At 65.0% G+C, this 18,651-nt stretch carries 16 protein-coding genes and 1 pseudogene; 8 read left to right on the forward strand and 9 right to left on the reverse strand.

The genetic code is table 11. The features are described from left to right. Window positions 1–14 precede the first annotated feature (14 nt). Window positions 15–440, reverse strand: a complete 426-nt coding sequence (locus tag D3880_RS05675; protein WP_119892522.1) for a group II truncated hemoglobin — start codon at window positions 438–440, stop codon at window positions 15–17. 327 nt (window positions 441–767) lie between these two features. Here D3880_RS05675 and D3880_RS05680 point away from each other — a divergent pair, with 327 nt between their 5' ends. The 6 genes from D3880_RS05680 to D3880_RS05705 all read left to right on the forward strand — a co-directional run bounded on the left by D3880_RS05680 (window position 768) and on the right by D3880_RS05705 (window position 6,395). Then, a complete protein-coding gene (locus tag D3880_RS05680; protein ID WP_119892523.1) occupies window positions 768–1,559 on the forward strand; it encodes an ABC transporter substrate-binding protein in 792 nt (263 codons plus the stop codon). A 41-nt stretch (window positions 1,560–1,600) separates the two neighbouring features. After that, window positions 1,601–2,326, forward strand: a complete 726-nt coding sequence (locus tag D3880_RS05685) for an ABC transporter permease (protein WP_119892524.1) — start codon at window positions 1,601–1,603, stop codon at window positions 2,324–2,326. Beyond that, window positions 2,323–3,066 (forward strand): ABC transporter permease, encoded by a 744-nt coding sequence (locus D3880_RS05690; RefSeq protein WP_119892525.1) that lies wholly within the window; start codon window positions 2,323–2,325, stop codon window positions 3,064–3,066. Before D3880_RS05685 ends, D3880_RS05690 begins: the two co-directional genes overlap by 4 nt. Continuing rightward, on the forward strand, window positions 3,063–3,845 hold the full coding sequence (locus D3880_RS05695; RefSeq protein WP_119892526.1) for an ATP-binding cassette domain-containing protein: 783 nt from the start codon (window positions 3,063–3,065) through the stop codon (window positions 3,843–3,845). Before D3880_RS05690 ends, D3880_RS05695 begins: the two co-directional genes overlap by 4 nt. A gap of 33 nt (window positions 3,846–3,878) precedes the next feature. Next, complete coding sequence (gene lysA, locus D3880_RS05700) at window positions 3,879–5,330, forward strand: diaminopimelate decarboxylase (RefSeq protein WP_119892527.1); 1,452 nt, start codon at window positions 3,879–3,881, stop codon at window positions 5,328–5,330. A 111-nt stretch (window positions 5,331–5,441) separates the two neighbouring features. Beyond that, window positions 5,442–6,395: a LysR family transcriptional regulator gene (locus tag D3880_RS05705; RefSeq protein ID WP_119892528.1), complete on the forward strand. Its 954-nt coding sequence runs from the start codon at window positions 5,442–5,444 to the stop codon at window positions 6,393–6,395. Window positions 6,396–6,488: 93 nt separating this feature from the next. Here the strand turns inward: D3880_RS05705 and D3880_RS05710 are convergent. The 8 genes and pseudogenes from D3880_RS05710 to D3880_RS05740 all read right to left on the reverse strand — a co-directional run. Continuing rightward, window positions 6,489–7,010: pseudogene (locus tag D3880_RS05710) on the reverse strand (NAD(P)/FAD-dependent oxidoreductase); the annotation flags it as partial. Between the two features lie 10 nt (window positions 7,011–7,020). Next, window positions 7,021–7,194, reverse strand: coding sequence for a hypothetical protein (locus D3880_RS22655; protein WP_162934944.1), 174 nt, complete (start codon window positions 7,192–7,194; stop codon window positions 7,021–7,023). Between the two features lie 123 nt (window positions 7,195–7,317). Further along, on the reverse strand, window positions 7,318–8,358 hold the full coding sequence (locus tag D3880_RS05715; protein WP_119892529.1) for a DUF2157 domain-containing protein: 1,041 nt from the start codon (window positions 8,356–8,358) through the stop codon (window positions 7,318–7,320). Between the two features lie 654 nt (window positions 8,359–9,012). Next, entirely contained in the window at window positions 9,013–10,479 is a 1,467-nt protein-coding gene (gene rhlB / locus D3880_RS05720) for an ATP-dependent RNA helicase RhlB (protein WP_119892530.1), read from the reverse strand. Between the two features lie 272 nt (window positions 10,480–10,751). Next, a complete protein-coding gene (locus tag D3880_RS05725) occupies window positions 10,752–11,915 on the reverse strand; it encodes a dipeptidase (RefSeq protein WP_119892531.1) in 1,164 nt (387 codons plus the stop codon). A 254-nt stretch (window positions 11,916–12,169) separates the two neighbouring features. Further along, the gene (locus tag D3880_RS05730) at window positions 12,170–13,108 is read right to left on the reverse strand and encodes a GGDEF domain-containing protein (RefSeq protein WP_119892532.1); all 939 of its coding nucleotides are present in this window, start codon (window positions 13,106–13,108) and stop codon (window positions 12,170–12,172) included. Between the two features lie 221 nt (window positions 13,109–13,329). Next, the gene (locus D3880_RS05735) at window positions 13,330–15,237 is read right to left on the reverse strand and encodes an acyl-CoA synthetase (protein WP_119892533.1); all 1,908 of its coding nucleotides are present in this window, start codon (window positions 15,235–15,237) and stop codon (window positions 13,330–13,332) included. A 29-nt stretch (window positions 15,238–15,266) separates the two neighbouring features. Then, window positions 15,267–15,923 (reverse strand): alpha/beta hydrolase, encoded by a 657-nt coding sequence (locus D3880_RS05740; RefSeq protein WP_119892534.1) that lies wholly within the window; start codon window positions 15,921–15,923, stop codon window positions 15,267–15,269. Window positions 15,924–16,342: 419 nt separating this feature from the next. On the opposite strand from D3880_RS05740, the gene D3880_RS05745 reads away from it, so the two are divergent. Both D3880_RS05745 and D3880_RS05750 read left to right on the forward strand, forming a co-directional pair. Further along, window positions 16,343–17,371 (forward strand): amino acid ABC transporter substrate-binding protein, encoded by a 1,029-nt coding sequence (locus tag D3880_RS05745; RefSeq protein WP_119892535.1) that lies wholly within the window; start codon window positions 16,343–16,345, stop codon window positions 17,369–17,371. Between the two features lie 95 nt (window positions 17,372–17,466). Next, window positions 17,467–18,651, forward strand: a complete 1,185-nt coding sequence (locus tag D3880_RS05750) for an amino acid ABC transporter permease (protein ID WP_119892536.1) — start codon at window positions 17,467–17,469, stop codon at window positions 18,649–18,651.

An 18,651-nucleotide genomic window follows, 5' to 3' on the forward strand; every position in this document is an offset into this window, starting at 1 on the left:
GTCATGCGGGTCTTTTAGTGCGCGCCGTGGCGGTTGGAACTGGCCTGGACGATACGCTGGGCTGGCACCCGCAGCTGGGCCAGCAGGTAGTCGGCGAAGTCCGGCGCGTAGGGTTGCAGGGCAATGGCCCGGGCCATGCAGCTCAGCCAGATCTCGCTAAGGCGCTGGTCTATCGGCCACCGAGTGTGGAAGGCGGGAATGGCGATGCTGCCGTATTTTTCCTGGAACAGTTTCGGACCACCGAGCCAGCCGCTGAGGAAGCAGGTCAGTTTGTCCCGCGCCAGCTCCAGGCTTTCCCCATGCAGGCGACGCAGGTCGGCCGCCTCGGGTTGCTGGTCCATCAGCCGGTAGAAGTCGGCGACCAGGCGCTGCAGGCCGTCGATACCGCCGGCGGCCTGGTAGGAGGCATCGCCGACGCCGTAGGCAGGGGGATGGTTCATGACAGGACCTCTGAGGCAAAGCGCCATTGTAAAGGCTGCATGGGGTGTATTCGCCATGGGCCTGCAGGGGGCTGCGTCATGTGCATCAAGCGCGGCTCGACAGCCCAGTGCCGCCTTGAATGAAGGGTGCCGAGAGCAAGGCTTTTGCGGATAGATACATAGCTGAGGATTATGCATAACATAATAAATATACATTTGATCAATGCGATGGGTGGGCGGATTCTGGTTTCGCGGCGGTGACCAGGCGGTCAGCCAGCGCGATGTGAAGTCGGCTTTCCGGGTGACAGCCGATATCAGAGCGAAATCCGCTTCTCAGAGGAAAACAAGATGAATAAGACTCTCCGCTCCCTGTTGCTCTGCGCCATGCTCGGTGCCCTACCGCTCAGCGCCGCGCAGGCCAGTGAAGGCCCGACCCTGCGCATCGCCACCGAAGGCGCCTACCCGCCGTTCAACTACTACACCGCCGACGGCCAGCTGGCCGGTTTCGATATCGAGATCGGCAAGGCCCTGTGCGAGCGCATGCAGGCCAAGTGCAGCCTGGTGGCTCAGGACTGGGACGGCATCATTCCCGCGCTGCTGGCGCGCAAGTACGATGTGATCATCGCCTCCATGTTTATCACCGAGGAGCGCCGGCAGAAGGTCGCCTTCAGCGATCCCTACCAGAAATCGGCGATGACCTTCGTGGTGCCCAAGGATTCCGAACTCAAGGACTTCAGCCCGGCCGCCATGGCGGGCAAAACCATCGGCGCCCAAGGCGCGACCACCCAGGCCGATTACCTGATGGCCATGTTCCCCGACTCCGACGTGCGCCTGTATCCGACCCAGGATGCGGTGAACCTGGACCTGGTGTCCGGGCGCCTGGATGCCCAGGTCGGCGACATGATCCCGATGCTCGACTGGACCCAGAAATCCACCGATGGCAGCTGCTGCCGTATGGCCGGCGCGCCGATCAGCGACTCGAAATATGTCGGCGAGGGCGTCGGCATGGCGCTGCGCAAGGAAGACGAGCAGCTGCGCCAGCAGCTTAACCAGGCGCTGGCATCGATCATCGCCGATGGCACCTACCAGGCCATCAACGACAAGTTCTTCTCGGTCAATCTGCTGACCCTGGAGCAGTGAGCCAAGCACTGCCCATCTGCTGAACGAGAAGAGGATTTGTTATGGACTGGCTCACCTACCTGAGCTTCGGTGACGCCGGCTGGGGCGACGAGTTGCTGCAGGGCCTTGGGGTAACCCTGGGCCTGGCGCTGGCCACCCTGCCGGTTGGCCTGCTGCTGGGCCTGCTGGTGGCGGCGCTGGCGCTGTTCGGCGGGCGCCTGCCACGCGCCCTGGCCCTGGCTTTCAGCACCACCCTGCGCGGCCTGCCCGAGCTGCTCACCCTGTTTATCATCTACCACGGCGTGGGCATGGGCCTGAACGCCCTGCTGCGTTGGTACAACCCGGCGGCCGGCTATCTCGAACTGAGCCCATTTATCGCCGGAGTGCTGGCCTTGGGCCTGGTCTTCGCCGCCTATTCCAGCGAAGTCTGGCGCGGCGCCTGGCAGGCCCTGGACGGCGGCCAGCGCGAGGCGGGGCAGGCCATGGGCCTGCGCCGGCTGACCATCTTCCGGGTGATCGAGCTGCCGCAACTGCTGCGCCTGGCCCTGCCGGGGCTGGGCAACCTGTGGGTCAATCTGCTCAAGGACACCGCCCTGGTGTCGGTGATCGCCCTCAGCGATCTGATGCGCATGGCCAATATCGCCGTGGGCACCACCAAGAAGCCGTTTCTGTTCTTCCTCGTGGTGTGCCTGGCCTACTGGCTGGTGTGCCTGCTCTGCGAGTGCCTGCTGGCACGCATGGAGCGCCGCGCCAACCGCGGCTACCGCACGGGAGGGCAGGCAGCATGATGGATATCCTTACGCGCTTCTCCGCTCAGCTCTTGGCCGGCGCCGGCCTGACCCTGCAACTCACTGCCATCGCCGCGCTGCTGGCCTGCGCCCTGGCCCTGCCCCTGGCTATTGCCCGCTGCAGCGAACGCGGTCTGCTGCGCTGGCCGATTCGCCTGTTCGTGTCGTTCTTCCGTGGCACGCCGCTGCTGGCCCAGTTGTTTCTGGTGTATTACGGCTCGGGCCAGTTCCGCACCGAGCTGAACCAGCTGGGGCTGTGGTGGTTCTTCCGCGATCCCTACTACTGCGCGCTGCTGACCTTCGTCCTCAACTCCACGGCCTATCAGGTGGAAATCCTCCGGGGCGGCCTGCGGGCGGTGCCCTATGGGCAGATCGAGGCGGGTATCGCCATGGGCCTGTCGCGCTTCAACCAGTACCGCAAGATCATCCTGCCCAATGCCTACCGCATCGCCTTTCCGGCCCTGGGCAACGAGATCATCCTGCTGCTCAAGGGCAGCGCGGTGGTCAGCGTGATCACCCTGTTCGATGTGATGGGCCAGACCCGGCGCATCTTCTCGCAAACCTTCGACCTGTCCGTGTACCTGTGGGCGGCCGTGCTCTACCTGCTGATGACCAGCGTTTTCGTCTGGCTCTGGCGTCGCCTGGAGCTGTGCCTGACCCGCCATCAGCGGGTACGCCAGGCCCCATCCCCCGCTACTTTGCCCGCAGCAAAGCGGGTCTCCGCCGGAGTGTCGCCATGACTGCAAGCAACCCCCAGACCGCTGCCCTGCAGGTGGAAGACCTGCACAAGACCTTCGCCGGTATCGAGGTGCTCAAGGGGATCTCGCTGACCGCCGAGAAGCACGACGTGATCAGCATCATCGGCTCCAGCGGCTCGGGCAAGAGCACCTTGTTGCGCTGCATGAACCTGCTGGAGTTCCCCGACAGTGGCCGCCTGCGGGTGCACGGCGAGGAGCTTGAACTGGGAACCAACCGACGCGGCGTGCGCTCGCGGCGTTTCCAGCGGCAGATCGAGCGGGTGCGCTCGCGTCTGGCCATGGTCTTCCAATCGTTCAACCTGTGGTCGCACATGACCGTACTGGAGAACGTGATGCTTGGCCCCTGCCTGGTGCTCAAACGCAATCGCCACGAGGTAGAGGCCCAGGCGAAGAAGCTGCTGGCCCGGGTCGGCATGCTGGAGAAGTGCCAGATGTACCCCGACTGCCTGTCCGGCGGGCAGAAGCAGCGGGTGGCCATCGCCCGCGCCTTGGCCATGGACCCGGAGGTGATGCTGTTCGACGAGCCCACCTCGGCGCTGGACCCGGAACTGGTGGGTGAGGTGCTGCGGGTGATCCGCGAGCTGGCCGAGGAAGGCCGCACCATGATCATGGTCACCCATGAGATGCGCTTCGCCCGCGAGGTGTCGTCCAAGCTGGTGTACCTGCACCAGGGCCGCATCGAGGAGCAGGGCAGCCCCGAACAGCTGTTCAACGCCCCGCAATCGGACAACCTGCGCCGCCTGCTGGCCAGCCAATACTGATTTTTCAACTGCCTTGTTTAAGTGAGTGATTGCATGAGCCAAGTCGTCTCCCTGTACCCCTGGAAAAGACCGCAGCACCTCGAGAGTGCCCACAACCAGCTGCTGATCGACGGGGTCAACGCTCTGGAACTGGTCGAGCGCTATGGCTCGCCACTGTTCGTCTATTCGGAAAGCAAACTGCGGGATAACTCCCGGGATATTCTCGACAACTTCCGCCGCGTGCATGCCAGGACTCGGGTTTGTTTCGCCAGCAAGGCCTGCGCCAACCTGGCGGTGCTCAAGGTCTTCAAGGACTGCGGTCTGGATCTGGAGGTCAACTCCGGCGGCGAGTTCTACAAGGCGCATATCGCCGGCTTCGTCCCGGCGCAGATGGTGTTCAACGGTGTGGCCAAGCAGGTGGACGAGCTGCGTGAGGTGATAGGTGCCGGGATCAAGGCGATCAACGTGGACTCGCTGTCGGAGCTTGCGCGCATTCTCGCGGTGGCCAGTGAGCTGGGCCAGCAGGCGCGGGTTAGCCTGCGCATCATCCCGGAGATCCAGGGCGGCGCCGCTGCCGGCTGGCAGACCGGCACCTCCACCTCCAAGTTCGGCATGACCGCCGCCGAGCAGGCCGAGGCCATCGAACTGATCCTTGAGCATCCGCAGGCGCTCAAGCTGGTGGGGGTGCATGCCCATATCGGCACCCAGGTCACCGATATCGGTGCCTACCAGGCCGAGGCCAACTTTCTCATCGACTATGTGCGCCAGGTGGCCGAGCGCCTGCCTTACCCGCTGGAGCATGTGAATCTGGGCGGCGGCTTCCCGAAGAACTACAGCAGCTCACGGGAGAACTTCGATTCGGTGGCACCACACTATTGCGCCAACTACCGCACCGAGATCGACTTTACCCTGCTCGCCGAACATCTGATCAAACCCATGGCCCAGGCCCTGGGCGAGCAGATCGAGCTGATCGTCGAGCCGGGGCGCAGCATGGTCAGCGATACCGCGATCCTGCTGACTCGCATCGAGGCCCGCAAGGAGCGCCAGGGTCGCCCGGTGTTTTACCTGGACGCAGGCTACAGCGTGCTGTTCGACCTGTACAACGGCTGGTACTTCCACATGCTCAATGCCTCCCGCGCCGATGACCGGGACACCCGCCATTGCCGTATGGCCGGGCCGCTGTGCGACAGCAGCGACACCTACTACGACATCGAGGGCGAGGGCGCAGTGGCGGACCTGATCGCCGAGGAACCGGCTCTGGCCCAGCATCGTGCGGTGCTGGAGCAGGTGCTGGTGCACCAGCCCAACCTGCGTGAGTTGCCGGCGGCCACTGCCATGGGCGATGTGATCGCCCTGCTGGACGTGGGCGCCTATGCCCTGGAGATGATGAGTCAGTACTGTGGTCGCCAAGCCGCCGCCGCGGTGTTGGTGGATCTGCAGCAGGGCAGCCGGCTGATCCGTCGCCGTGGCGAGTACCGCGATCTGCTGGCCCATGATCTGGACTGAGGTGTGCTCTGCCATGCCCCGTGGGGTCAGGCTTGCGCGCGGAGCGCAGCACGGTGCACTGTTGCCCCCGGAGTGGCCGATATGACGGCCTGTCTGGGAGAGCTACCGATCATGCTGTCGCCCCGTGAGCGCCTGTTGCGCAACCTGGACTGGAACCTGCTGTACACCTTCCTAGTGATAGTCGAGGAAAGCAGCATCACCGGCGCGGCGCGCAAGCTGTCGCTCAGCCAGCCCAGCGTCAGCAATGCCCTGAAGCGCCTGGAGGAGCACCTGGGCATGCGCCTGATCCAGCGCAAGAAGGGCATGTTCTCCCTGACCGAGCAGGGCCTGCGGGTGTACGAGTACATTTCCTCGGCCGGCAGCATCATCGACAAGATGGCCGAGCAGTACGCCGGCGAGGCCGGGGCGGTGCTCGGCGAGCTGCATATCCAGGTCGCCAGCCATGTCAGCTGCCAGCCTTTCGATGACAGCCTGGCGCAGTTCCACCGGCTTTATCCCAATGTGCTGATCAGCCTCAGCTCCCAGCCCAGCGCCGATATAGTCGACGCGGTGGCCCGGGGCAGTCTGCATATCGGCATCAGCAACAAGAAGACCGCCCAGACCGGCCTGCACTTCGACCTGCTCGGCTACGAGCAGATGGCCTTCTACTGCGGCCCGCGCCATTCCCTGTTCGGCCGCGAGGGGCTGACGGCCGCGGACATGCGTGGCCTGGCCTATGTCTCCTTCGAAAGCGACCAGCCCGGCGAGGGCCTCAGCGCGGTCAACTCGGTGCGTACCGAGCAGCAGTTCTGGGGCCGCCTGGTGGCGGTGTCGCCCAACGAGGAGGAGGTGCGTCGGCTGATCCTCGCCGGCCTGGGCTTCGGCGCCCTGACGGTGGAGGGGGCCAAGCCCTTCGTGGCGCAGAAGCTGCTGTTCCAGCTGCCGCCCTACGACAACCTGCCGGTCAACGAGGTGTACCTGGTCACCCCGGAAAACCAGCTGCTTACCGATGTGGAGCAGCTGTTTATCGGCATGCTCCGCGAGGCCACGGTGGCGGCCGTCAGGGAACGCTATTTCAAGCCGTAGGTATTTGGCTGGGGTGCAGATCGTGGGCTGCCAACAAGAAGGCGCTGCATCCACAAAGCCGGTAGGGTGCGTCGTGCGCACCGCCAAGCGAAGGCGGCTGAGGCCGGCGACTTCGCAGGGGCAGTGGATTTCCCCGTGCTGGCGGCGGATGCCGCGCAGGTAGCCCTGGTGCAGGGCATCGGTGTCGATATCGGCGGCACTTGGGTCGTACATCGCGCCGTGCACCTTGTCGCGCCGCAGCACCGGCAGCATGGCGCAGGCCTGGTCGGCGTCGAGCAGTTGCATTTCGGGCACGCTGGCCTTGCCGCTCAGGTATTGGCGCTGCAGTTCCTCCGGGTCGCCGCTAAAGTCCACCACCAGTTCGCCGCGCGGCGAGAGCAGCGGCTGCTCGCTGAACCTGGCCGGCGGCGCCTCGAAGAAGGCCCGGCTGGCGGCCGTCAGCGCGCGTACCTGCGGGTTGCCATAGGCCACGGTATAGAGCGCGGCGGAGCGCCCGGTGGAGTGGTAGCCGGGCTATTCCTCGCGTTCGAGGACCAGTACCTTGCCGTGTGGCGCCAGCCAGTAGCCGGTGGATGCCCCGGCGATGATGATGAAGTCCGCTTGATTGTCGCGCATGCCGGTTCCCTCACTGACCCTGTTGGCGAAGCTTATGAAGCTTATGAAGCTTATGAAGCTTATACAGCGCATGGCCGGAGGCCAGATCGCGGAACATCTGGCGCATGGCCTCGAGCACGTCGACCTGGGCGAGCAGACGCTGGGCATCGGCGTGGTGGATCACATAGGGCGTGGCGCTGGACATGGACGGGCTCCGGGCGTGAGTAAACTTGTTTGTCCGTGTTGGACTTTAAAGTCTATTCCGGCAGCCCAGCGGAGCCCGCGATGCAAGGGTATGACGCCTGCATGACCGGCGCGTCCTGCTGGGTTAGCGCCGTAGCGCCGGCAGGAAGCTCAGCAGGCTGGCCGGCAAACGCGCGCGCAGCCCGGCGGTGAGGGCGTCGCGGCGTTTCTGGTAGGCGATGCCGAGGCCGATCACCGCCAAGCCGATCAGGGTGAGGAGGATCGGGAACAGCAGCGAGTCCTCGAACACCTCATAGGCCAGGTGACCGAGGTAGCCGGCCACGCCGATGGCGCCGAAGACCATGAACAGCGGCCGGCGCAGCAGTACGGCGACGCTCATCAGACCGAGGTTGATCAGGCAGTAAAGCGCCTTGCCTAGCTCGCTGCCGCTGTCCATCAGGCTCAGCCCGCCCCAGAACGCCAGCAGGCCGGCGAAATAGCCCCAGAAGGCGAAGTCCTGGCGGCTGCGGCCGTCCACCAGCAGGCTGACCAGCAGCAAGGCCAGGCCGAACCACAGCGAGATCCAGCGCCGTTGGTCCCAGTCGAAGATGCCGCCGTAGACCAGTTCGGTGAGGTCCATGGACATGAACCACAGGGCCACCGCGATCGGCATGACGATGAAGGGGAAGGGCAGCAGGCGCAGCATCAGCAGGCCGACCAGCAGGGTGGCGGCCTCCATCGCCAGCCAGCCGCCGCGCACATACACGTAGTAGTCGTGGAAGTCGCGCTGGCCGTCGTCCAGCGGCCACAGGCCGGTCAGGCGTTCGACGGCGAACACCGCGAGCGGCGTCAGGCTCACCGCCACGGCGCCGAGCAGTCCGCCGGGAATGCGCTGGCCGCGCTGCCACAGGCTCAGACCGGTAAGGGTGAACAGGCCCATGTAGGCCAGCGCCACCAGCAGCAGGGCCAGTTCGCCGATGCTCATCCAGGCCTCGGTGAGCAGCCAGCCCATGGCGCCCATGATCAGCAGGGCGCCGAAGTAGTAGGCGATGTGCGCGAGCTGGAAGCTGGCGCGGGTTTCCGGTTGCTGGCGGAGGAACTGCAGCAGTGCCTGATCCTGGCCGGGCTGCAGCACCCCGGCGCTGACGGCGCGGGCGAGGTCTTGGCTGTCGAATTTGAAAGTCATGGCTGGGCTCCTTTCCCGGGTTGACGTTGCCGGCGGCGGCATTTGGCACAGTCTAGTGGCCTGTACGGTTGTTGGTTAACTCAAGTTCGGATGACTGAGGTTCTGAGACCAGGCGCTGCGACGAGTCATAGCAGGGCTATGGCGAGGAGCAGCAACGCCGTATCAGGGCCTCAGACGCCGAAATTGACTAATTGAACTAACCACACAGGCCACTAGCTGCGTCGCCCGGATGCAATCCGGGAAAGCACGTAGGATGGGTTGAGCGCAGCGATACCCATCGACCAGCAGCGATGGGTATCGGCGCTACGCGCCTCAGCCCATCCTAGGGTCTGTTGACGTTTCGTCACGGCCGCGACGGAGCCTGTTTTTGCGCGGGGCTAGGCGCGAGACGCGAAGTTTGGTCGTTCCAAATGAGCGTCGAGCAACGACGCGCCGCGCAAAAACAGGCCCGTCCCTGCGGGTTGCGCGGCAAATGGCGCCATGCGTCGTTGCGGGACTTGGCAAGGGAACGACCATTCCCTGCGTCCCGCGCCTAGCCTGGCGCCATTTGCCGCGGCAACGCGGTTCGCGACGAAGCGTCAACAGACCCTAGGCAAAGGCCCAACAAAAAAGGCGAAGCTCGCGCTTCGCCTTTTCGATGCATCCCGCGGGCACTCAGTGCTTGCGCGGTACCGACTTGAGCAGCTCGACCGGCGGGTATTCGCAGTTGATCTTGCGCCCGAGCAGGGCCTCGATCGGCGGCAGGGCGAAGGCGTCGTCCTCGCCGGCGAAGCTGATCGAGGTGCCGCTGGCGCCGGCGCGGCCGGTGCGGCCGATGCGGTGCACGTAGTCGTCCGGCACTTCCGGCAGGGTGAAATTGATCACGTGGCTGATGCCTTCGATGTGGATGCCGCGGCCGGCCACGTCGGTGGCCACCAGCACGCGGATATGCCCGGCGCGGAAGCCTTCGAGGGTCTTGATGCGCTTGTGCTGCGGCACGTCGCCGGACATCTGCGCGGCGCTGACACCGTCCCTGACCAGGCGTTCCTCGATGCGCCGCACCTCATCCTTGCGGTTGGCGAAGACCATTACGCGGGTCCAGTCGTTCTGGGTGATCAGGTTGTACAGCAGCTTGTACTTGTCGCTGCCGGCCACGGCGTAGACGTGCTGCTCGACGGTATCGCTGGCGACGTTTTCCGACTCGATCTCGACGATCGCCGGGTCGGTGGTCCACTGCTTGGCCAGGTTCATCACGTCCTCGGTGAAGGTCGCGGAGAACAGCAGGGTCTGGCGTTCGCCCTTCGGTGGGGTCTGGCGGATGATCTGCCGGACCTGCGGGATGAAACCCATGTCGAGCATGCGGTCGGCTTCGTCGAGGACCATCACCTCGACCATGTCCAGGTGCACTTCGCCGCGCTGGTTGAAGTCCAGCAGGCGGCCGGGGGTGGCGACGAGGATGTCGCAGTGGCGGGCTTCCAGCTGGCGCAGCTGTTTGTCGAAGTCCATGCCGCCGACGAAGCTCATGACGTTGAGGCCGGTGTACTTGGTCAGCGCCGCGGCGTCCTTGGCGATCTGCACCACCAGCTCGCGGGTCGGGGCGATCACAAGCGCGCGCGGTTCGCCCATGTAGCGTTCCTTCGGCGGCGGCGTCTGCAGCAGCTGGGTGATGATCGAGATGAGGAAGGCCGCGGTCTTGCCGGTGCCGGTCTGCGCGCGGCCGATGGCGTCCCGGCCCTTGAGGGTGAAGCCGAGCACGCCGGCCTGGATCGGTGTGCAGTAGGGGAAGCCGAGGTCGTGCAGGGCGTGCATCAGCTCGGGCGCCAGGGCGAAGTCATGGAAGCGGGTCTTGCCTTCCTGCGGTTCGACTGCGAAGTCTTCCAGCTTCCAAGTGCTGACCGACGGCTTGTGCAGTCGCTCGTGGTGCGGCTTGTCGGCCTTGGGCGGCTCGCTGCTGGGCTGTGTCTCGGCCGTGGCGGCGGTTTCGCGCGGTTTCGACTCGCGGGCCGGCTTGTCGGCTTTCGGCTTGCGGGCGCGGGTTTCACCCGCTTTGTCGGGGGTGGGAGCGGAAGAGCCGGTAACCGGGGCGGACGCCGGCTGTTCGCCTTCGCCCTTGCCAAACATTTTCTTGAGTGCTTTGAGCACGGGAATCTCTTCAATTGGTTAAGGAATGAACGGCCGCCAGTGTAAAGCAAGAAGCCGGTGTGGCGAAGTGCCGCGGCGTGTTGCCTGCCCCGCGGCCAGGGCAGGCCTTGGAGAGCGGTCGGAATCGGCTCAGAGGCTGTTCACGATCTCGCGAGCAAAGGTCAGGCAAGGCAAAAATGGCTGAGGACGCGGAGTTTACGAATTGTAAATGAGCAGTCCGAAGCCATTTTTAACGCTGCATCACCGACGCGCAGCAGATCGTGAGCAGCCTCTTAGGCGTCCGGCAGGTTGGCCAGCAGCAGGCGCTGCACGTTGCCGCCCATGATCGCGGCGATCTGCTCGGCGCTGAAGCCGGCCTGCTGCAGGCCCTCGGTCAGCTGGGCCAGGCCGGTGGCATCGAAGGGCGCATGAATGGTGCCGTTGAAGTCTGAGCCCAGGGCCACATGCTCGACGCCGACCTTATCGGCGGTATAGCGGATCGCCTTGACGATGGCGGCGACCGAGGTGGCGCACACCGCGGTGTCCCAGTAGCCGATGCCGATCACCCCGCCGGTGGCGGCGATGCGTTGCAGATGCTGGTCGCTGAGGTTGCGCGGCCCGGGGCAGGTGCCCTCGACGCCGGTGTGGGACACCAATACGGGGCGGCTGGCGATCGCCAACACGTCGTCGATCAGCGCCCGCGAGGCATGGGCGAGGTCGATCAGCATGCGTTTCTGTTCCAGGCGCGCCACCACGCGGCGGCCGAAGGGCGTCAGCCCGCCTTTGTCCAGGCCATGGGCGGAGCCGCCGACTTCGTTGTCGAAGAAGTGGGTCAGGCCGGTGATGCGGAAACCGGCCCCATACAGGCGGTCGACATTGTGCAGGTGGCCTTCCAGCGGGTGCAGGCCCTCGGTGGCGAGCACGCCGGCCAGGCGCCGCGGGTCCCGTTGCCAGGCGCTGATGAAGTCGGCCAGTTCGCGTCGGTTGGTCACCAGCACCAGGCGACCGTCGCTGGCGGCCGCGGCCTGGTGCAGCTTCTCGCTCTGGTACAGCGCGCGTTCGAGCAGGCTGGTCCAGGTCGCGCGCGGCCAGCGCTGGGCCATGATCAGCAGGGTGATGTTGTCGCTGTCGCTGGCGTTGCGGTCGTAGTTCAGGCCGCGCGGGGTCTTGGTGACGGTGGAGAACACCTGCAGGCCGACCCGCCCTTCGAGCATGCGCGGCAGGTCGGAGTGGCCGTAGTCCACGCGCTTGAGCAGGTCGCGCTCCCAGAGCAGGGCGTCGTCATGCAGGTCGGCGATAAACAGGCGCTTGTGCAGCTGCTCGGCGGCCGGGCTGGCCGGGTAGGGCGGCGGCGACTCGACGCTGTTCATCCGCCGGTCGAGCATGGGCGGCAGGCTGAAGAACACGCTCAGGCCGACGATGGCCAGGAGCACGAGGGCAATCAGGAGTTTGCGCATGGAGTCGTCCCTGTTGTTATGCGCCGACTGTAGCAAGGACGAAAAGAAAAATGCGATGGATAGCGAGCGAGCCGCAGCCTGTAGAGTGGGCTGTTTAGGCATTGTCCCGTGATTAAACCTGCGATTGGCAGCGAGCGAGCCGGGTCGAGGCAAGGAGCCTGGAGCGCAGGCGCCGCAGTGAACTGCAGTTCATGAGGACGGCGAGCACCACGCGACGCAGCACCGGCCTGGCGCAGCCGTTGCCAGCGCAGGTTTTAGCCGCAGAGGCAGTTGCGGCCCTGCTGCTTGGCCTGATAGAGGGCGCTGTCGGCGCGGGCGATCAGGCTTTGCAGGCTGTCCTGCGCGCGCATCTGGGCCAGGCCGATGGACACGGTGACGCCAGGCAGGACCCCGACCGGCGAATAGAAGTTGGGGACCAGCTCCAGACTCTGGCGCAGCCGCTCGCCGATGCTGCGGCCTTCGTCGCTGGCGATTTCCGGCAGCAGAGTGACGAACTCCTCGCCGCCATAGCGCACCAGACTGTCCTTCGGCCGCAGTTGCGAGCGCAGCGTGTGGGCGACCAGGCACAGGGCGTAGTCACCGGCCAGGTGGCCGTGCTGGTCGTTGTAGGGTTTGAAGTGGTCGACATCGATCATCAGCATGCTCAGCGGCTGGCCATTGAAGGCGCAGCGAGTGCTTTCCCGCTCGAACACGTGCTCCAGCCAGCGGCGGTTGAAGGAACCGGTGAGGGTGTCGAGATTGGCATGCTGCTCGCTGTCGATAATCAGGCGGTTGCCCTGGCGCACCCGTTTGCAGAGCAGCTCGAGCAGGTTCTGCATCAGCTGTGGCGATTGGCTGAATAGCTTGAGCAGCGATTCCCGATGCAGACGCAGCGCGGTGGATGGCTGGGTCGCCACCACATAGGCGGATGGGTGATCGTTGTCGATGAAGCTGATTTCGCCGGCGCACTCGCCGGGCGTGAGGGTGCTGACTGGCTGGTTGTCCAGCGAGCCGAGATAGACCTTGAACTCGCCCGACAGCAGCAGGTACAGATGCTGGTTGCGGTTGAAGGGGGAAAGCAGGATTTCGCCACTGTCCAGCGTGCAGGCCTGAAACTCCTTGAGCAGCTGCCCGAGGATGCGGCTGGCGACTTTATGGAACAGGTGCAGATGGCGAAGTTGCTGGAGATCTTCCTGCCAAGGGGTGGTTTTCATGGCGAGAAAGAACTCGTGGGCTGAAGCTTGTGAGCCGCGGGCATCGCGAACGCTCCCTGTCGTTAATGCCTTTACCTTAGACGACATTATTGCGCCACTACTTTGGCGGCAGTCCTCTGGCAGGGTTGAGCCGACCAGCGGTCGTGGCGGAGGAGCCGGCCGCCGGCTGCTCGACCACAAGGGTACGGCTTGCGGCGAGCAGCCGTCGGCGTGGCTAAACTTCAGTCGCCCACGACCAGTTCCGACTTGATGGCGAAGCCGGCGAGCGTCTGCTGGATGCTGGCGCGCAGGGCGTCGGTCAGCTGCGGTACATGGATTTTCGCCACTTGGCCATGACGCTCATCGGTCACCACTTCGACGCGGATCGCCGCATCGAGCGGCTGCAGGCGTGCCTCGAAGGTGCGGCGAATGGCATCGAAGCGCAGCGCCGGCTTGAAGGTCTTGCCCACCGCGGTGAGCGGGATGGCGTCGATGATCCACACGTCCTTGGGCACCGCCGGCGGCTCGCTGACGTGCGCGGCGGCATGGGCGATCAGTTCCGCCTCGCTGACCTGCGCGCCCGGCTTGAGCTGCACATAGACCACCGGCAGTTCGCCGGCCTTCTCGTCGGGCTTGCCGACCGCCGCGGCCATGGCCACCGCCGGATGCCGGTGCAGGGCTTCCTCGATCATCTGCGGGTCGATGTTGTGGCCGCCACGGATGATCAGGTCCTTGCTGCGCCCGGTCAGCCAGATGTAGCCATCGGCGTCCATGCGCCCGAGGTCGCCGGTGTTGAACCAGTCGCCGTCGACCCAGATGCCCTGGTTCTTGCTGGTTTGCAGGTAGCCCTGGAACACCGTGATGCCGCGCAGGCAGACGTTGCCGATCTCGTTCGGCGCGGCATCGCGCCGGTAGCGGCCATCGTCGTCGAGCACGGCGATCTTCACCTCGCAGTAGGGCATGCGCAGGCCGATCGAGCCGGGGCGGCGTTCGCCGGCTGGCGGGTTGCCGCAGCTGCCGCAGGTGCCTTCGGTGAGGCCATAGCCTTCGATGATCTTCACCCCGGTCTTGGCTTCGAACTGGCGGATCAGTTCCACCGGCATCGGCGCCGCACCGCACAGGGCATAGCGCAGGCTGGAGAGGTCGTGGCCCTCGCTGGGCACCTGCAGCAGGCCGGCATAGATGGTCGGCACGCCGCTGAAGAAGCTGACTCGGTAGCGCTCGATGAGCTTCCAGAAGTTCTGGATCAGGCCGGTGTTGCGGTAGCCCTGCGGGGTGGCCAACAGCACCTCGGCGCCGACGAAGAAGGGCGCCAGGCCGGTGACCATCACGCCGTTGACGTGGAACAGCGGTAGGCCGCAGAGGGTGGTGTCGCGTTCACTGAAGTTGATCGCGTAGGCGAGGATCATCGCCATCGCCACCTCGTTGCGGTGGCTGTGCGGCGCCAGCTTCGGCGTGCCGGTGGTGCCGCCGGTGTGGAAGTAGCTGGCGATGTCGTCGGCGAGGATCTCGCGGCCACTTTCCAGGTGATCGGCCGGGCATTCGGCGATCAGCTCGTCGAAGTCCAGCACCCCTTCCGGCAGCGGCCCGCGCTGGGCCTTGAGCGCGCTGCGCTGCGGTTCGGGCAGGTAGTTGGCCAGGTCCACGGTGATCACCGCGTTCAGCTCCGGCAGCTGGCCGCGCAGGCTGGCGACCTTGTCCCACAGGTCGGTACCGGGGAAGGGCGCCAGGGTCACCAGCACCTTGGAGTCGGAGGCGTGGATCAGTTCGGCGATGTGCTCGGCATCCAGCAGCGGGTTGATCGCGTTGACTATCCCCGCCGCCTCGCCGCCCCAGAGGGTGAAGTGGGTGTGCGGCAGGTTCGGCAGCAGGAAGGACACCGCCTGGCCCGGACGCACGCCGAGGCGGTGGAAGGCATTGGCGGTCTGGGTGATCTTGGCGAACAGCTCGGCATAGCTCAGGCGGTAGGGGACTTCTTCGGCGTTACCCTGGAGCAGGAAGGTCAGCGCCGTGGCGTCCGCGCGGCGCTGCGCGCTGCGGCGCAGCAGCTCGTAGGTGCTGGCCGGCATGTCGCGATCCTGCAGGGGAGTGCGCTCGATCGATTCGGTGTCGCGCAGTGAGGCGATGGCGGGGATGGCAGTCTGGTTCATGGTCGGGCAACGGCCTTCTGTGAAATGGCTCAACCCAGTCGCGCCGCCAGCCAGGTGCCGATGTCGCGCACTTCTTCGGGCAGCACTTCGTGGGCCATGGGGTATTCCCGCCAGCTCGCCGGGACGCCCTGAGCGATCAGGCAGTCATACGCGGCGCGGCCCATGGCGGGCTGCACCACGTCGTCGAATGTGCCATGCAAACAATAAACCGGAAGTTGTTTTTTGTTATCGGCAAATGACAGCTCGGCGCCGAAGGTCGGCGCGTAGGTGGACAGCGCCAGCACGCCGCCCAGCGGCCCCTGCCAGCGCAGGAAGGCGGTGTGCAGCACCACCGCCCCGCCCTGGGAGAAGCCGGCGAGGAAGATGCGCGCCGGGTCGATGCCGCCGTCGCGCTCGGCCTCGATCAGCTGGATGACCTGCTGGGCCGAGGCTTCCAGTTGCTCGCTATCGATCGCCCGCGCCGGGCTCATGGCGAGGATGTCGTACCAGCTGGGCATGGCGTAGCCGCCGTTGATGGTGACGGCGCGGGTCGGCGCCTGCGGCAGGACGAAACGGGTGCTGAGCAGGCGCTGCTGCAGCGCCTCGGCGACCGGCAGGAAGTCGTAGCGGTCGGCGCCCAGACCGTGCAGCCAGATGACGCAGGCGTCGACTGCAAGTGTGGGCTGAAGTATCAGGGTATCGCGCATGTGCGGCTCCAGTGTGGTGCGCGCACCCTCGGATGGGGCGGGGGCGCGGCAGGGCAGTGGTGGATCGATGAAGAAGATGTCGCCAGGGTACAAGTTTTGCTCTTGACCCGCCCGAAAGGCGACGGAAAAGCCGTGCTGGTACGCCCCTTGCTATAGCTACGACTCCAGCAGGCGCGGGCATGCTGGCGTAACACCGCGGCCACCCACCGCAACCGCGCCAAGGGAATAACGCGTGTCTCCAACCCATTCAACCAATGGGTAAGAGGTGATTTTTGGCCTGCTGGCTTATCGCCAACTAGGCTTAAACCTCAGGTCTATACCCCGGTTGACCTTGCTGAGATCGAGAAGGTCGAGCGTGCCTCACAAGGGTGCGGCGGAAGGACCGAGACTCCATAAAAAAACAGCAACTGGAGGTTGTAATGAAGATGGTGAAATCCACCCTGGCTGTACTGACCGCTGCAGCGGTGCTCGGCGTCAGCAGCTTCGCCCAGGCGGGCGCCACCCTGGACTCGGTGAAAAAGAAAGGCTACGTGCAATGCGGTATCAGTGACGGCTTGCCGGGCTTTTCCTACGCCGACGCCAAGGGCAACTACCTGGGTATCGATGTGGATGTCTGCCGGGCCGTTGCAGCCGCAGTCTTCGGCGATGCGAGCAAGGTCAAATACAGCCCGCTGACCGCCAAGGAGCGCTTCACCGCGCTGCAGTCTGGCGAAGTCGACGTTCTCTCGCGCAACAGTACCTGGACCAGCTCGCGTGATGCGGCCATGGGCCTGAACTTCACCGGCGTGACCTACTACGACGGTCAGGGCTTCCTGGTGAACAAGAAGCTCGGCGTTTCCAGCGCCAAGGAACTGGACGGCGCCACCGTGTGCATCCAGGCCGGCACCACCACCGAGCTGAACCTCTCCGACTACTTCCGCTCCAACGGCCTGAAGTACACCCCGATCACCTACGACACCTCCGACGAGAGCGCCAAGTCGCTGGAGGCCGGCCGTTGCGACGTGCTGACCTCCGACCAGTCGCAGCTCTATGCCCAGCGCATCAAGCTGGCCAAGCCGGACGAGTACGTGGTGCTGCCGGAAGTGATCTCCAAGGAACCGCTGGGCCCGGCTGTACGCCAGGGTGACGAGGAGTGGTTCGACGTCGTGCGCTGGACCCTGTTCGCCATGGTCAATGCCGAGGAACTGGGCCTTGACTCGAAGAACGTGGAACAGACCGCGAAAACCACCAAGAACCCGGATATCGCCCGTCTGCTCGGCAGCGAAGGCGAGTTCGGCAAGGATCTGAAACTGCCGAAGGACTGGGCCGTGCAGATCGTCAAGCAGGTGGGTAACTACAGCGAAGTCTTCGATCGCAACGTCGGTGCCGGTAGCGATCTGAAGATTCAGCGTGGTCTGAATGCCCTGTGGAACAAGGGTGGTCTGCAGTACGCACCGCCGGTGCGTTGACCATCTGCCTCGGCGCCGCGTCCTGCGGCGTCGAGGCGTTCCTGACTCGCTGAACCGCATCTGCCGTCAAGGATGCGGCTTCCAAGAGGGCTGCTATGCAAAGCACTGCTGATATTCCGCGTCCTCGGCGTTCGGTCTGGACCGACCCGAAGGTGCGTGCATGGGTCTTCCAGATCATCGCCGTCGTCATTGTGGTGGCGTTCGGCTGGTTCCTGTTCCACAACACCCAGGTCAACCTGGAGAAGCGCGGCATCGTGTCCGGCTTCGATTTCCTCGGCCAGAGCGCCGGCTTCGGTATCTCCCAGCACCTGATCGACTACAGCGAAAGCGATACCTACGCTCGGGTGTTCGTCATCGGCCTGCTCAACACCCTGCTGGTGTCGGTGATCGGCATCATCCTGGCGACCATCATCGGCTTCATCCTCGGCGTGGCGCGGTTGTCGCCGAACTGGCTGATCCGCAAGCTGGCCACGGTGTACATCGAAACCTTCCGCAACATCCCGCCGCTGCTGCAGATATTCTTCTGGTACTTCGCGGTGATGCTGCCGATGCCGGGGCCGCGCAACAGCCTGAGCCTGGCCGACGCCTTCTTCATCAATAACCGTGGTCTGTACATGCCGTCGCCGACCCAGGCGGAAGGCTTGTGGCCGTTCCTGATCGCGCTGCTCATCGCCATCGTCGCCGTGGTGGTGATCTACCGCTGGGCCAAGGCACGCTTCGAAGCCACTGGCGAGCGCTTCCCGGTGTTGTGGACGTCGCTGGCGCTGCTGATCGGCTTGCCGGCCTTGAGCATCCTGGCGCTCGGCACCCCGTTCCACTGGGAAGTACCACAGCTGACTGGTTTCAACTTCCGCGGCGGTTGGGTGGTGATTCCCGAGTTGGTGGCGCTGATGCTGGCGCTGTCGATCTACACCGCGGCCTTCATCGGAGAGACCGTGCGCGCCGGCATCCTGGCGGTCAGCCACGGGCAGACCGAGGCGGCCCGTTCCCTCGGCCTGAGGCCCGGCTCGATCCTGCGCCTGGTGATAGTGCCGCAGGCGCTGCGGGTGATAGTCCCGCCGCTCACCAGCCAATACCTGAACCTGGCGAAGAACTCGTCGCTGGCCGCCGGTATCGGCTATCCGGACATGGTCTCGTTGTTCGCCGGCACGGTACTCAACCAGACCGGCCAGGCCATCGAGGTGATGGCGATCACCATGAGCGTGTACCTGGCCATCAGCATCAGCATTTCCATGCTGATGAACTGGTACAACAAGCGCATCGCGCTGGTCGAGCGCTAA

The sequence above is a fragment of the Pseudomonas cavernae genome, from assembly GCF_003595175.1.
In the GTDB taxonomy this organism is placed as follows: Bacteria; Pseudomonadota; Gammaproteobacteria; order Pseudomonadales; family Pseudomonadaceae; genus Aquipseudomonas; species Aquipseudomonas cavernae.

Coding starts and splice junctions, on each gene's coding strand:
- D3880_RS05685 (WP_119892524.1), top strand. CDS start 1,601: ATGGACTGGCTCACCTACCTGAGCTTCGGTGACGCCGGCTGGGGCGAC.
- lysA (WP_119892527.1), top strand. CDS start 3,879: ATGAGCCAAGTCGTCTCCCTGTACCCCTGGAAAAGACCGCAGCACCTC.
- D3880_RS05680 (WP_119892523.1), top strand. CDS start 768: ATGAATAAGACTCTCCGCTCCCTGTTGCTCTGCGCCATGCTCGGTGCC.
- D3880_RS05675 (WP_119892522.1), bottom strand. CDS start 440: ATGAACCATCCCCCTGCCTACGGCGTCGGCGATGCCTCCTACCAGGCC.
- D3880_RS05730 (WP_119892532.1), bottom strand. CDS start 13,108: ATGAAAACCACCCCTTGGCAGGAAGATCTCCAGCAACTTCGCCATCTG.
- D3880_RS05715 (WP_119892529.1), bottom strand. CDS start 8,358: ATGACTTTCAAATTCGACAGCCAAGACCTCGCCCGCGCCGTCAGCGCC.
- D3880_RS05690 (WP_119892525.1), top strand. CDS start 2,323: ATGATGGATATCCTTACGCGCTTCTCCGCTCAGCTCTTGGCCGGCGCC.
- D3880_RS05740 (WP_119892534.1), bottom strand. CDS start 15,923: ATGCGCGATACCCTGATACTTCAGCCCACACTTGCAGTCGACGCCTGC.
- D3880_RS05750 (WP_119892536.1), top strand. CDS start 17,467: ATGCAAAGCACTGCTGATATTCCGCGTCCTCGGCGTTCGGTCTGGACC.
- D3880_RS05705 (WP_119892528.1), top strand. CDS start 5,442: ATGCTGTCGCCCCGTGAGCGCCTGTTGCGCAACCTGGACTGGAACCTG.
- D3880_RS05725 (WP_119892531.1), bottom strand. CDS start 11,915: ATGCGCAAACTCCTGATTGCCCTCGTGCTCCTGGCCATCGTCGGCCTG.
- D3880_RS05695 (WP_119892526.1), top strand. CDS start 3,063: ATGACTGCAAGCAACCCCCAGACCGCTGCCCTGCAGGTGGAAGACCTG.
- D3880_RS05735 (WP_119892533.1), bottom strand. CDS start 15,237: ATGAACCAGACTGCCATCCCCGCCATCGCCTCACTGCGCGACACCGAA.
- D3880_RS22655 (WP_162934944.1), bottom strand. CDS start 7,194: ATGTCCAGCGCCACGCCCTATGTGATCCACCACGCCGATGCCCAGCGT.
- D3880_RS05745 (WP_119892535.1), top strand. CDS start 16,343: ATGAAGATGGTGAAATCCACCCTGGCTGTACTGACCGCTGCAGCGGTG.